At 62.2% G+C, this 13,715-nt stretch carries 10 protein-coding genes; 3 read left to right on the forward strand and 7 right to left on the reverse strand.

Features of this window, described 5'->3' with window-relative positions; genetic code table 11:
* Nucleotides 1–157: 157 nt before the first annotated feature.
* Nucleotides 158–856 carry a PAQR family membrane homeostasis protein TrhA gene (gene trhA / locus AB7951_RS06185; RefSeq protein ID WP_120291554.1) on the forward strand — a complete coding sequence of 233 codons (699 nt, stop codon included), beginning with the start codon at nucleotides 158–160 and terminating at the stop codon, nucleotides 854–856.
* 83 nt (nucleotides 857–939) lie between these two features.
* Nucleotides 940–1,737: an SDR family oxidoreductase gene (locus tag AB7951_RS06190; RefSeq protein ID WP_120291552.1), complete on the forward strand. Its 798-nt coding sequence runs from the start codon at nucleotides 940–942 to the stop codon at nucleotides 1,735–1,737.
* 253 nt (nucleotides 1,738–1,990) lie between these two features.
* Here AB7951_RS06190 and AB7951_RS06195 read toward each other — a convergent pair whose 3' ends face one another.
* The 7 genes from AB7951_RS06195 to AB7951_RS06225 form a co-directional block, all read right to left on the reverse strand.
* Nucleotides 1,991–4,333, reverse strand: a complete 2,343-nt coding sequence (locus tag AB7951_RS06195; protein ID WP_120291550.1) for a molybdopterin guanine dinucleotide-containing S/N-oxide reductase — start codon at nucleotides 4,331–4,333, stop codon at nucleotides 1,991–1,993.
* Between the two features lie 29 nt (nucleotides 4,334–4,362).
* Nucleotides 4,363–5,991, reverse strand: coding sequence for a benzoylformate decarboxylase (mdlC, locus tag AB7951_RS06200; protein ID WP_120291548.1), 1,629 nt, complete (start codon nucleotides 5,989–5,991; stop codon nucleotides 4,363–4,365).
* Between the two features lie 341 nt (nucleotides 5,992–6,332).
* The gene (locus AB7951_RS06205; RefSeq protein ID WP_120291546.1) at nucleotides 6,333–7,184 is read right to left on the reverse strand and encodes an FAS1-like dehydratase domain-containing protein; all 852 of its coding nucleotides are present in this window, start codon (nucleotides 7,182–7,184) and stop codon (nucleotides 6,333–6,335) included.
* Between the two features lie 25 nt (nucleotides 7,185–7,209).
* Complete coding sequence (locus AB7951_RS06210) at nucleotides 7,210–8,304, reverse strand: CaiB/BaiF CoA transferase family protein (RefSeq protein ID WP_120291544.1); 1,095 nt, start codon at nucleotides 8,302–8,304, stop codon at nucleotides 7,210–7,212.
* Nucleotides 8,305–8,313: 9 nt separating this feature from the next.
* Complete coding sequence (locus tag AB7951_RS06215) at nucleotides 8,314–9,489, reverse strand: acyl-CoA dehydrogenase family protein (protein ID WP_120291542.1); 1,176 nt, start codon at nucleotides 9,487–9,489, stop codon at nucleotides 8,314–8,316.
* 67 nt (nucleotides 9,490–9,556) lie between these two features.
* Nucleotides 9,557–10,828, reverse strand: a complete 1,272-nt coding sequence (locus tag AB7951_RS06220; protein WP_120291540.1) for a cytochrome P450 — start codon at nucleotides 10,826–10,828, stop codon at nucleotides 9,557–9,559.
* Nucleotides 10,829–10,876: 48 nt separating this feature from the next.
* Entirely contained in the window at nucleotides 10,877–12,073 is a 1,197-nt protein-coding gene (locus AB7951_RS06225; RefSeq protein ID WP_439062676.1) for a cytochrome P450, read from the reverse strand.
* Between the two features lie 259 nt (nucleotides 12,074–12,332).
* On the opposite strand from AB7951_RS06225, the gene AB7951_RS06230 reads away from it, so the two are divergent.
* Nucleotides 12,333–13,505 (forward strand): isovaleryl-CoA dehydrogenase, encoded by a 1,173-nt coding sequence (locus AB7951_RS06230; RefSeq protein ID WP_089265707.1) that lies wholly within the window; start codon nucleotides 12,333–12,335, stop codon nucleotides 13,503–13,505.
* Nucleotides 13,506–13,715: the final 210 nt, after the last annotated feature.

A 13,715-nucleotide genomic window follows, 5' to 3' on the forward strand; every position in this document is an offset into this window, starting at 1 on the left:
CTGGCTGAAATCAAGTTCGTCACGAAAGCGTCGTTACTTCGTCGTTTGGCTTTCGTTGACGATCTCCAACCTATGATCTATCGCTGATTTCAGGGGAAGTCACAGGCGGGCTTACGGGGCAAGCTCACCGCATCGCACCGGCCGGGTTGACGCCACCATGACCGTTTTCCGCATCAAAGAACTGACCAGTAATTCCGCTCACATGGTGGCCGGCGCGATCCGCTGGAATTACGACCGTGCCGAACTGATCGCCGACGGCATCGTTCACGGCCTCGGCGTGTTCTCCGGCCTGATCGCCGCCACGGTTCTCATCGTGCTCGCTGCCGTTTTCGCCACCGCCTATGAAGTGGTGACAGTCTCGGTCTATTCCGTGGGCCTGCTGGCGATGCTGGTGCTGTCGGCCATCTACAATATGTGGCCGGTGTCACCGCGAAAGTGGTTCCTGCGTCGCTTCGATCATTCCGCGATCTATTTGCTGATCGCGGCGACCTACACGCCGTTCTTTGCGCAGATAGCCAACACACGGCTCGCGATCTCGCTGCTGGCCGGCGTGTGGGGCGTCGCCATCACCGGCATCGTGATCAAGCTGGTTTATCCCGGCCGTTTCGATCGCCTTGCGGTCGTGCTCTATCTCGCCATGGGCTGGAGCGGATTGATGGCCTATGACGCCGTGTTCACGCCGCTGCCGCCGCTCACCATGTGGTTCGTCGCTGCCGGCGGCACGCTGTATACGCTGGGCGTCGTATTCCACGCCTGGCAGCGGCTGCGTTTCCAGAACGCCATCTGGCACGCATTTGTCCTGCTCGGCGCCGCATGCCACTATACGGCCGTGCTCGACATGGTGCTGAACACCTAGAGCATGATCCCGAAAAGTGGGTACCGGTTTTCGGATCAGATCATGCTCTAATAAGAAACAAAAACAAACAAAGGGAGTGCGGCATGCAGGTGACCGGCAAGGTCGTCGTCGTGACCGGTGGCGCCAATGGCATCGGCCAGGCGCTATGCGAAACATTTCATCAAGCGGGTGCAGCGAAAGTCGTCGTCGTCGATCTCGACGGTGAGCGCGCGACAGCCGTTGCAGAGTCCATCGGCGGCGCCGCGTTCCGATGCGATGTCGGCAAGGAAAAAGATATCCAGCATGTGATCGAACTGACCGAACGGCATTACGGGCCGATCGCTTTGTTCTGTTCCAATGCCGGCATCGGCGGCGGCTTCGATCCCATGAGCCCGAATGCGGGTGGCACGTCGGATGAACCATGGGCGCGGAGCTGGGCGATCCATGTGATGGCTCATGTCTATGCTGCCCGGCATCTGATCCCGCTCTACAAAGCGCGTGGCGGCGGCTACTTCCTCAACACGATCTCGGCCGCGGGGCTCCTCTCGCAAGTCGGCAGCCCGGCCTATTCGACCACCAAACATGCCGCGGTTGGCTTCGCCGAAAATCTGGCGATTTCACACCGGGCCGACAACATCAAGGTCTCGATCCTGTGCCCGCAGGGCGTCGATACCAATATGCTGAAGAACATCCCGAAGGGCCCGCAATCCAATGACGGCAATCTGTCGCCAGAGCAGGTGGCGCAGGATGCACTCGCGGGCATCGAGGCGGAGACGTTTTTGATCCTGCCGCACAAGCAGGTCATCGACTACATGCGCAAGAAGACCGAGAACTACGACCGCTGGATCGGCGGCATGGCCAAGATCCAGGCGAAGATGCGGGAGACGTTTGGGACGAAGTGAGGGGCGGAGGGCCTTCCTTAACCTCGCCCCGCATTTGCGGGGAGAGGTCGGCGCGCAGCGCCGGGTGAGGGGCTGGGCACGCGGCTAGCCATACAGAAGCCCTCTCGGATCTCTCTGAATGATGCCGTGTGGTTCAAGGAATTTCACGGCCCGAGAGACTGGCGCTGTGGCGAATGTCGCGCGCGGCCCCTCACCCGCCGCGAAGACGCGGCGACCTCTCCCCGTAAAGAACGGGGAGAGGTTAGAAAGAGGACTACTCCGCCGCTTCCAGCTTCGGCGGGCGCGGCCAGATCACCGGGACCGGCGGATCATAGGCCTGGATCGGCGGCAGGTTGCCGGTGAACTTCTCGACATTCACCACCGTGAGCTGGCCGGTGCAGCCCTGCGCGAGGCGCGAGGTGCCGGTGTCCCTTGTGAGCACATTCGGATTGCCGTGCACGCAGAGCGGCTTTTCCTCGTTCGGATCCTCGGGATCGTAATAGGCGCCGGTCGGAAGCTGCACAACGCCGGCCATGACGTCTTCGGTGACCACCACCGAGGCGAGACACGAGCCGCGCTGATTGAACAGCTTGATGATGTCGCCGTCCTTGATGCCGCGCGCATCGGCGTCGACCGGATGCATGCGCGCGACCTCGCGGCCGCGGCGCTTCTCGGCTGAACTATGCCCACCGAAATCGAGCTGGCTGTGCAGCCGCGACGCCGGCTGATTGGCGACAAGCTGCAGCGGATTGGTCGCATCGACCACGTCCTCCGGCGTGAGCCAGACGGGATGGCCGGGGCAGTCATCGTAACCGAAGCTCGCGATGGTGTCGGAAGTGATCTCGATCTTGCCGCTGGTGGTCGGCAGCGGCGTACCCTCGGGATCCTCGCGGAAGGCGCGCAGCGTGCCGCCGTCCAGCGGCAGTTGCGGCAGCATCACTTCGCCGGCCGCCCAGAAAGCATCGAAATCGGGTGCGTCGAGACCCTTGGCGACCAGGCCGTCATAGGTCGGCTGATAGAGATGCTTCAGCCATTCACGCGGCGTGCGGCCTTCGGTGAATTCTTCGACTTTGCCGAGCCGCTCGGACAGACCGGTGAAGATCGCGTAGTCGTCGCGCGCGTCGCCAAACGGCTCGGCCATTTGATGCATCGCCACCATCATCGGATCGGTTTGCGACGAGCCGATGTCCTCGCGCTCCAGGCTCATGGTGCAGGGGAGCACGAAGTCGGCATGGCGTGCCGACGCGGTCCAGGCGAGATCGTGCACCACCAGCGTGTCGACGCGTGCAAAGGCCTTGCGCAGGCGATTGAGGTCCTGATGGTGATGGAACGGATTGCCGCCGGCCCAATAGACCAGCTTGATATCCGGATAGGTCATATGCGCGCCGTTATATTCGAACGGCTTGCCGGGATTGAGCAGCATGTCGCTGACGCGCGCGACCGGAATGAATTCGCTGACGCCGTTCTTGCCCTGCGGCAGGCCGGCGATCGGCACGGCATTCTGGCGACGGCCATAGTTTGCGATGGCGCCGAGCGCATAGCCGAAGCCGCCGCCGGGCAGGCCCGATTGTCCGAACATCGCTGACAGCACCGAGGCCATCCAGACCGGCTGTTCGCCATGCTTGGCCCGCTGCAGCGAATGCGCGACCACGAACAGCGAACGCTTGCCGGGCAGGCGGCGCGCCAGCGTGAGGATGGCGTCAGCGGTAAGGCCAGTGATCGCAGCGGCCCACGCCGCATTCTTCGGCTGCCCGTCGCTGCGGCCCATCAGATAGTCTTCGAAAGTCTCCCAGCCATGGGTATGGCTGTCGAGGAAGGCGCGATCGTGGGTGCCGTCCATCACCGCGGTGTGCGCGATGCCGAGCATCAGCGCCACGTCGGTGCCGGGCCGTGCGGCGACCCAGTCCTGGTTCACTTCATCCGGCAGGTCGCTCTTGAGCGGCGAGATCAGCACGAGTTCGCCGCCACGCTTGCTCAGCGCCACCATGTCGCGATGTTCGGTGTGCTTGCTGATGCCGCCGCCAGCGACGCGCGAATTCTTGGTGTTCATGCCGCCGAAGGCGAGGATGATATCGGTGTGCTCGACGATCTCATCCCAGCCGATATTGCGGCGGGTCATGTCTTCGTAGTTGCCGAGGATGTGCGGAATGAGCACCGTCGATGCGCCGGCCGAGTAGCTGTTGACCGAACGCACATAGCCGCCGAGGGCGACATTCAGAAAGCGATGGATCTGACTCTGTGCGTGATGGAAGCGGCCCGCGCTGGACCAGCCATAGGAGCCGCCATAGATCGCCTTGGCGCTGTAGGTGTCCTTGACGCGCTTCAATTCGCCGGCGAGCAGGTCGAGCACCTCGTCCCATTCCATCTCGACGAATGCGTCGCGGCCGCGACGGTCATCCGGGCCGGGGCCATTTTCGAGCCAGCCACGACGCACCATCGGCTTGGCGATGCGCGCCTTGTGGCGGAGCGCCTCGGGGAAATTCTGGATGATCGGATTCGGATCGGGATCGATCGGATGCGGTGTGATGACCAGCTTGCCGTCGACCCATTGTCCGGAAAAGGCACCCCAGTGGGAGCTGTGCGTTTTCTTTGAGGAGTCGCCTGCCTGCTTCATCATGCCTGACCTTCCGTTATGATCCCGTCATATCAGTGCTTCTGTCCATAAAGCACGGGAACGGCCGAGTCGACGATGACTTCGACAAGGCTGACGCCCGGATGTTGCAGACTGGCCGCGAATGCACCCGCAAGTTCCGATGATTTCTCGACGCGGACGGCATGCGCGCCCATGCCTTCCGCCAATTTGACGAAATCCAGACCGGGCAGATCCAGTCCGGGAACATTACGCACCTGCATCACCTGGCTGAAGGAACGCATCGCGCCGTAACCGGAATTGTTGATAACCACTATGGTTAAAGGCAATTTGCGCTGCGCGGCGGTCCACAGTGCCTGGATCGAATACATCGCCGAGCCATCGCCGATCAGGCAGACGGTGCGCCGATCCGGATAGCCTAGCGCCATGCCGACAGAGGCGGGGAGGGAGTGGCCGAGGCCGCCCGACGACATGGTGTAGAAACTATTGGCGCCGCGCATCGGAAGATACTTCTGCATCGCCGGGCGATGCGAGGGCGCTTCTTCCACCAGCATCGCATCTGCAGGCATGGCCCGCGACAGCGTGTGCAGCAGAAAATCTATCGGGATCGGGTCAGCACCCGCGGGCGGTGGCGGCAGGATGCGGCCCTTGGCGATGTTTCGTTGTGTATCTGGTAGCAGATCGAGCAGCAGCTTGAGGGCCGGCTTCATGGTCGCGATGATGCTGGTGCCGATCGGTGCCACGGCCGCCGAGTCCGCATCATCCGTGATCTGGAAGATCATGGTGTCGCCATCGAAGATCGCGGCATGACCTTCGACGTGGAAGGTGAACACCGGCGCGCCGATCACGACGACCAGATCATGTTCGCGCAGCGCGTCGGAGAGCTGCGCCGGCGACGCATGCAGGAACCCCGCAAATTGCGGATGAAGTTCCGGGAAACTGCAACGCGCCGAGAACGGACTGACCCAGACGGCGGCCTTTGTTTTCTCAGCAACGCTGACCATGAGATCGACGGCGTTTGCGCGATCGATCCCGGGGCCAACGATGAGCGCCGGGTTCTTGCTTGTGCCGAGTGCGGCGACGAGTTCCTGCATCGCCTTGGGATCTGGCCCGAGCTCGCGGCTCACATGACGTGCTTCAAGAGGTTGGGCCTGATGCGTCCAGTCGTCGATCGGCACCGACACGAAAGTCGGTCCGCAAGGCGGCTGCATCGCCACATAATAGGCGCGCGCGATGGCGGCGGGCACATCCTCGGCACGTGCGGGCTCGACGCTGTATTTCACATAGGGCCGCGGAAATTCCGAGGCGCGTTCCGCATAGAGAAATGCCTGCAGCGGCAGGATGCTGCGCGCCTGCTGGCCGGCGGTGATGACCATCGGCGTCTGATTGCGATGCGCGGTGTAGATATTGCCCAGCGCATGGCCGACACCGGCGGCGGAATGCAGATTGACGAAAGCGGCATTGCGCGTCGCCTGCGCATAGCCATCGGCCATGCCGATGACGGAGGCTTCCTGCAGGCCGAGCACGTAATCGATATCGTCGGGCCAGTCGGACAGAAACGGCAGTTCCGTCGAGCCGGGATTGCCGAAGACTTTTTGGATGCCGAAGCCGCGCAGCAGATTGAGCGTGGCGTCCTTGACGGTCACGGGACTACGGGCGGCGGTTTTGTTGCTGTCGCGGGCCAAGGCGGTTTCCTCACGGGATCGGGCAGTTGTCTGCCGTGTGTTGTTGACTCATCAACAGCAGGAGAGGGCCGGGAGTCAATCGGGGAGGAGGGGCAAAACCGCCCCGACGGAGCGGAGGCGCGCCGTCGCTCCCTCTCCCCGCATCTTGCGCGGGGAGAGGGGTGGGGTGAGGGGCGTGGCACATCGCCCGCGAAATTTGCAGGATGCTCGGGTCGAAGAATTGAGCGATCCGAAAGCGGAGTGAGTTGGGCTCTTACAGCGCAATGCCCCTCACCCGCCGCGAAGACGCGGCGACCTCTCCCCGCAATGCGGGGAGAGGTTAGGTCAGAGCGTCGCTGCGATTACCAGCTCGCTGTCGCCTTCATGGTCGGCGCGCCCTGATGGTTCGCCGTCCAGACGTCGAGCCCGTCCGCCGTCTCGTTCGCATTCACCGAAAAATCCGCGCCGTCGAACAGCGGTGACACGCCGCGATAGCTGAACTTCGCGGGCGCCTTGCCGCCCTTCAGCTTCGCCGCGAATTCCACCAGCAAGGCCGCCTGCAGCGGCCCATGAAAAACAAGGCCCGGATAAAATTCGACCTTGGTGACATAATCGCGGTCGTAATGGATGCGGTGACCGTTGAAGGTCAGTGCAGAGTAGCGAAACAGCAGCACGGGATCGGCGTAATGCGTTTCCTGATGCTGGGCCTTTGGCACTTCCTTGGGCGCGGGCGCCGGCGGCGCCATGCTGGTCGGCATGTCCCTGTAGACGATGTCCTGACGCTCGCGGATGGCGAGGCCGCGCTTGGTGGTGATCAGGTGTTCGACATTGACAAAGCACAGCGCGCCGGTCGAGCCGGTCTTCAGATTGACGTCGAGGATTTTTGACGTGCGCGTCACCTCATCGCCGACAAGCAATGGCTCGATGAACTGCACTTCGCCGCCGGCCCACATGCGGCGCGGCAGCGGCACTGGCGGCAGGAAACCGCCGCGCGCGGGATGACCATCGGGGCCGAGCTTGTCCATTGCCGCCACCGGCTGCGCCAGGCACCACTGTGTGGTGAACGGCGCGGCGTCGCCGGGCTTCGGCGTGCCGATGTCGAGAAACAGCGTCGCGCGCAGACCCTTCACGAGCTGCGCAGTCACGACGTCGGAGGCCTCGTCGGTGCGACCGATCCACTGCTTGAGATGATCGATGTCGAGCTTGTCGGTCATGATGACCTCCGTCTGATCTTGAAGTTTACTTCTGCACTTCGCCGATGCCGGGCACCGCGCCATAGCTGCGCGGCGCATCGATCCAGATCGCGGCCGGTGCCGGATACGACACTTCGCCATTCGGCGTGTTGACGGTGATGCGACGCAGATGCGGATGATTGGTGAGATCCGCCATGGTGTTCACTTCCGCAAACGCGATGTCGGCATCCGTCAGCCGCTTCAGCAGTTCGTCGCGGCTGAGCGATCCAAAGATGGCGCTGACGGTCTGGTCGGTGAAGGCGCGGTTGCGCACGCGCTCGACGCCGTTGACGAGGCGCGGATCGGCGGCGAGGTCGGCATTCCCCAGCACCTTGGCGCAGAGGATCTTCCATTCGCGCTCGCTCTGAATCGAGATCAGGATGTCCTTGCCGTCCTTCGAGCGAAACACGCCATAGGGCGCAATGGAGGGATGCGCGAGGCCCATGCGCTTCGGCTCGTTGCCGGCTTCGGCATTGAGCAGCGGCACGGTGAGCCAGTCGGCCATCACATCGAACATCGAGATGCGGATATCCGCGCCTTCGCCGGTCACCGAACGCCCGATCAGCGCTTCCAGGATCGCGGCATGCGCGGCTGCACCGGTGGCGACGTCGACGATGGAGACGCCGACGCGCGACGGGCCTTCGGGGCCGCCGGTGATGGAGGCGAGTCCGCTCTCCGCCTGGATCAGCAGGTCATAGGCCTTGCGATGGGCGTAGGGACCGGTGTCGCCATAGCCGGTGATGGTGCAGCAGATCAGCCGCGGATAGTCCTTGCGCAGGCGTTCGCGGGTGAAGCCGAGCTTGTCCATCGAGCCCGGCTTGAGGTTCTGCAGCAGCACGTCGGCATTGGCGATCAGCTCTTCCATCGCCTTGCGGCCTTCCGGCGTCGCAAGATCGACCACCACGGAATCCTTGCCGCGATTGAGCCAGACGAAATAGCTGCTCTGGCCCTTCGCCGCGGCATCGTAGCCGCGGGCAAAATCCCCTTCGGGGCGCTCGATCTTGATGACATGCGCGCCGGCGTCTGCGAGACGCGAACTGCAGAATGGTGCAGCCACCGCCTGTTCAACGGCGATGACGGTCAGTCCCTTGAGCGGCAGCATGTGTCTATCTCAATATGAGCGCGGCATGCCGAGCACGTGCTCGGCCACGAAGGACAGGATCAGGTTGGTCGAGATCGGCGCCACCTGATACAGACGCGTCTCGCGGAATTTGCGCTCGACATCGTATTCCTCGGCAAATCCAAAACCGCCATGGGTCTGGATACAGGCATTGGCCGCCTCGAAGGATGCGTCGGCTGCGAGCATCTTGGCCATATTGGCCTCGGCGCCGCATTCCATGCCGGCTTCGTATTTGCGGAGCGCTTCCTTCACCATCAGCTCGGCCGCGCGCATATTCGCATAGGCCTTGGCGATGGGGAATTGAATGCCCTGGTTCTGGCCGATCGGACGGCCGAACACCTGACGTTCCTTGGCGTAAACGCTTGCCTTGGCGATGAACCACTTGGCATCGCCGACGCATTCGCTGGCGATCAGGATGCGTTCGGCATTCATGCCGGAGAGGATGTAACGGAAGCCCTTGCCCTCTTCGCCGATCAGGTTTTCCGCCGGCACCTTCATGTCGGTGAAGAACACCTCGGTGGTGGCATGGTTCATCATGGTGCGGATCGGGCGGATCTCGAGGCCGTTCTTCTTGGCCTCCTTCATGTCCACCAGAAACACCGACAGACCATCGGTGCGCTTCGCGGCCTGTTCCTTCGGTGTGGTGCGCGCGAGCAGCACCATCAGGTCGGAATATTCGGCGCGGCTGGTCCAGATCTTCTGGCCGTTGACGATGTAGTCGCCGTTGTCGTCCTTCTTCGCCACCGTCTTCAGCGACGAGGTATCGGTGCCCGAGGTCGGCTCGGTGACGCCGAAGGCCTGCAGCCGAACTTCGCCCGAGGCGATCTTCGGCAGCCACTTGGCCTTCTGCTCGTCATTGCCATGACGTAGCACGGTGCCCATCGTATACATCTGCGCGTGGCAGCCGCCGCCATTGCAACCGGCGCGCTGGATTTCTTCGAGGATCGCCGCTGCGGCCGACAGTTTGAGGCCGGAGCCGCCATATTCCTCGGGGATCAGAACCGACAGGTATCCGGCTTCCGTCAATGCATCGACGAAAGCCTTCGGATAGGCCATCTCGCGGTCGAGCTTGCGCCAGTATTCACCGGGGAACTGTGCACACAGTTTGGCAACGGCATCGCGGATATCGTGGAATTCGTCCTGTTCCGCGGGATGGTGTTTCGTCAAGGAATTGAGCTTCTCTTCTTGAGGGGAAAATTATGAATCCTGACCGGCATTACGAAATCCTCCAGTCTTACGTAATTTTAACCGGGAGGGTCTCGTAGCCTTTAACGAAGCTCGAATACACGCGCTTGGGTTCCCCCACAACTTCGATGTTCTCGAACCGTTTCAGTATCTCCTCCCAAACGATCCTCAATTGCAACTCCGCCAGGCGCATGCCCACGCAGCGGTGTATGCCAAAACCGAATGACAGGTGAATCTTGGGCCGCGCGCGGTCGATGATGAATTCGTTGGGCCGCTCGATCACCTCCTCGTCGCGGTTGCCCGAGACGTACCACATCACCACCCGGTCGCCCTTTTTGATGGTCTTGCCGCCGAGTTCAGTATCCTGCATGGCGGTGCGGCGCATATGCGCCAGCGGCGTCTGCCAGCGGATCACTTCGGGGACCATGGTCTCGATAAGCGACGGATTGTCGCGCAACTTCTGATACTGGTCGGGGTTCTCGTTCAGCGCCAGCACCGAGCCGGTCATGGTGTTGCGGGTGGTATCGTTGCCGCCGACGATGAGCAGGATGATATTGCCCATCAGCGTGTCGGGATCCATGAAGCGTGTGGCGTCGCTATGCGCCATCATGGAAATCAGGTCATTCCGCGGGTCGGAATTCACGCGCTCATTCCAGAGCTTCTGGAAATAGGCGGCGCATTCATCCATCTCGCGGCGGCGCTCTTCCTCCGACGACACGATTCCACTTTTTGGCAGCGCGGTGGACACGTCCGACCAGCGCGTCAGCTTGCGGCGCTCCTCCCACGGGAAATCGAACAGGGTTGCCAGCATCTGCGTGGTGAGTTCGACAGAGACGCGTTCGACCCAGTCGAAGGTCTCGCCGCGCGGCAATCCGTCGAGCACCTTGCAGACGCGGCCGCGGATCAGCACTGCCATCTCGTCGAGATGCGTTGGCGTGAACATCGGCGTCACGGTCTTGCGCTGTGCGCTGTGCTTCGGCTCGTCCATGGCGATGAAGCTCGGCCAGTCATAGCCTTCCGGCACGTCGCGGATCGCGATGCCGCCATGCTTCACGTCGGACGAGAAGATGCCGTGATTGGTGTCGACATGCATGATGTCGTGATACTTGGTCACCGACCAGTAGGGCTCGATCGGTGCATTGGTGCAGTAATGCACCGGCTCTTCCTTGCGCAGCCGTTCGAAGAACGGCCACAGCGTATCGGTCGCGAACAATTTCGGCGCGCCGGGATGGAAGTCCTTCAGCGGCGTCGAATAGGCGATCTCGCGCGCGACGCGCTGGATCTCGGCTTTGTCAGGATTGATCCTGGCTTGGATATTCATGGCGTCTGCTCTCCAAAAAATCGATCCTGAGCCGTCGCGGTCGCTGGTTCAGCCAGCGATCCGCACGGGCAGTGTTTCATAACCCTTCACGAAGCTCGAAAAGACGCGGCGCGGCTCGCCGACGACTTCGATCCTGTCGAAGCGCTTGATGATCTCTTCCCACACAATCTTCAATTGAAGTTCGGCAAGTCTGAGGCCGACGCAGCGGTGGATGCCGAAGCCGAATGACAGATGGCGGTTCGGCCTGATGCGGTCGATGATGAATTCGTTGGGGTTTTCGATGACCTCGTCATCGCGATTGCCCGAGACGTACCACATCACGACCTTGTCACCCTTCCTGATCTGCTTGCCGCCGAGCTCGGTATCCTGCACCGCCGTGCGCCGCATATGTGCGAGCGGCGTCTGCCAGCGGATGATCTCCGGCACCATGCTCTCGATCAGCGCGGGATTGGCGCGCAGCTTGTCATATTCGCCGGGGAATTGATTGAGTGCGTAGACGCCGCCGGACATCGAATTGCGCGTGGTATCGTTGCCGCCGACGATCAGCAGAATGATGTTGCCGAGAAAGCTCTCGGGATCGAGATGCCGCGTGGCCTCGCTATGCGCCATCATCGATATCAGGTCACTCTTCGGCGGCGCATTGAGTCGCTCCTGAAACAGTCGCCCGAAATACTCGCCGCATTCCCGCAGTTCTCTCTGCCGCTCCAGCTCGGCCTCGGGTGTGGGTGGCAACATGGTGGCGACATCCGACCAGTGGGTGAGCTTGCGGCGCTCCTCCCAGGGAAAGTCGAACAGGGTTGCCAGCATCTGTGTGGTCAATTCGATCGACACGCGGTCGACCCAGTCGAAGGTCTCGTTGCGGGGCAGGGAGTCCAGCACCTCGGCAGTGCGGCTGCGGATCAGGCTGGAGAGCTCGTCCATGTGGTGAGGCGCAAACATCGGCGCCACCGTCTTGCGCTGGGCGCTGTGATGCGGCGGATCTGTGGCAATGAACATCGGCCGGCGGAACTGCACACCGGCATCGCGGATGGTGATGCCGCCGAAAGCCGCGGCGGAGGAGTAGGTGGCGTGATTGGTCTCGACCTGCATGATGTCGTTGTACTTGGTCACCGACCAATACGGTCCGAACATGCTGTCCTTGCAGTAGTGGACGGGATCCTCGCGGCGCAGCCGTTCGAAATAGGGCCAGAAAGTATCGGTGCGGAATAGTTCGGGATTGCCGGGATCGAACTCATCGAGCGGCATTCCGTAAGCTTGGGCGTGAGCGGTGGCTTGGGCGGATTTGCTGCTGTCGGAATCCTGGACGCGATCGAGCATCGGTTCTCTCCCTGGCATGCCTTCCGTGGTTGGTCCCGGAGGGCTTATTTGGATGAATTACAACCCGTTGCGCGGCCAAGAGCAAGGACCACTTTATGCCTCTTCTCAGCCCGTTCAGCCCGTGACATGGTGATTTCAATCAACAAAACCGGTGCGCTTGCGCGCCGTTCTGACCGGAGGCGCCCCTGTGATTGCGAACGCTCAACGGATGTTTAATTTTGATCTCGGCGAGACTGCGGACGCGATTCGCGAGACCGTGCGTGACTTCTCCCAGAACGAGATCGCGCCGCGCGCCGAAGCCATCGACAAGACCAACCAGTTTCCGCTCGATCTCTGGCCCAAGATTGGCGCGCTCGGCCTGCACGGTATCACGGTGGAGGAAGAGTTCGGCGGCGCCGGGCTCGGCTATCTCGAACACGTCATCGCGGTAGAAGAGATTTCGCGCGCCTCGGCCTCGGTGGGCCTGTCCTATGGCGCGCATTCCAACCTCTGCGTCAATCAGTTGCGTCGCAATGGTAATGAAGCACAGAAGCGCAAATATCTGCCGAAGCTGATCTCGGGCGAACATGTGGGATCCCTCGCGATGTCCGAGCCGGGCTCGGGCTCGGACGTGGTGTCGATGAAGACCCGCGCCGACAAGAAGGGCGACCGCTACGTTCTCAACGGCAACAAGATGTGGATCACCAATGGCCCGGTGGCGCAGACGCTGGTGGTCTATGCCAAGACCGATCCGGCGGCCGGCCCGCGCGGCATCACCGCCTTCATCATCGAAAAGGGCATGAAGGGTTTTTCGACGGCGCAGAAGCTCGACAAGCTGGGTATGCGCGGCTCGGATACTTGCGAACTCGTTTTCGAGGATTGCGAGGTGCCCGAGGAGAACGTGCTCGCCGAGGTCGGTCGTGGCGTCAATGTCCTGATGTCCGGCCTCGATTACGAGCGCGCGGTGCTCGCGGCGGGCCCGCTCGGCATCATGCAGGCCTGTCTCGACGTCGCGCAGCCTTATGTGCACGAGCGCAAGCAGTTCGGTGAGCCGATCGGCAACTTCCAGCTCGTGCAGGGCAAGATCGCCGATATGTATGTGGCGCTGAGTTCGGCCCGCGCTTACGTTTATGCAGTCGCGAAAGCCTGCGACCGCGGCGAAACCACCCGCGAGGATGCCGCCGGCGCCATCCTCTACGCATCGGAACGCGCCACGCAATGCGCGCTGGACGCGATCCAGCTGCTCGGCGGCAATGGCTATATCAACGACTATCCCACCGGCCGCCTGCTGCGCGACGCCAAACTGTACGAGATCGGCGCCGGCACCAGCGAGATCAGGCGGATGCTGATCGGGCGGGAGTTGTTTGCGAAGAACGGGTGAGGTTTTCACGCCGTCATTTCGGGACGTGCGCCTTGGCTCGTCATTCCGGGGCGCGCGTCGCCGGCCAAGCCGGCATAGCGCGAACCTCAGCCACTCCAATTGGAGTGGCGGGGAATCCCGAGATGTTTGGCGCGGTTGAAGACTTCCATGCCGAGATTCCGGGTTCGCGTCCGGCAAGTGCCGGCCACGCCCCGGAATGACGGGTGGGAG

This window comes from Tardiphaga sp. 285_C5_N1_2, from assembly GCF_052076065.1.
In the GTDB taxonomy this organism is placed as follows: domain Bacteria; phylum Pseudomonadota; class Alphaproteobacteria; order Rhizobiales; family Xanthobacteraceae; genus Tardiphaga; species Tardiphaga robiniae.

Coding starts and splice junctions, on each gene's coding strand:
- trhA (WP_120291554.1), top strand. CDS start 158: ATGACCGTTTTCCGCATCAAAGAACTGACCAGTAATTCCGCTCACATG.
- AB7951_RS06225 (WP_439062676.1), bottom strand. CDS start 12,073: ATGCCGCTCGATGAGTTCGATCCCGGCAATCCCGAACTATTCCGCACC.
- AB7951_RS06205 (WP_120291546.1), bottom strand. CDS start 7,184: ATGACCGACAAGCTCGACATCGATCATCTCAAGCAGTGGATCGGTCGC.
- AB7951_RS06220 (WP_120291540.1), bottom strand. CDS start 10,828: ATGAATATCCAAGCCAGGATCAATCCTGACAAAGCCGAGATCCAGCGC.
- AB7951_RS06210 (WP_120291544.1), bottom strand. CDS start 8,304: ATGCTGCCGCTCAAGGGACTGACCGTCATCGCCGTTGAACAGGCGGTG.
- AB7951_RS06195 (WP_120291550.1), bottom strand. CDS start 4,333: ATGATGAAGCAGGCAGGCGACTCCTCAAAGAAAACGCACAGCTCCCAC.
- AB7951_RS06190 (WP_120291552.1), top strand. CDS start 940: ATGCAGGTGACCGGCAAGGTCGTCGTCGTGACCGGTGGCGCCAATGGC.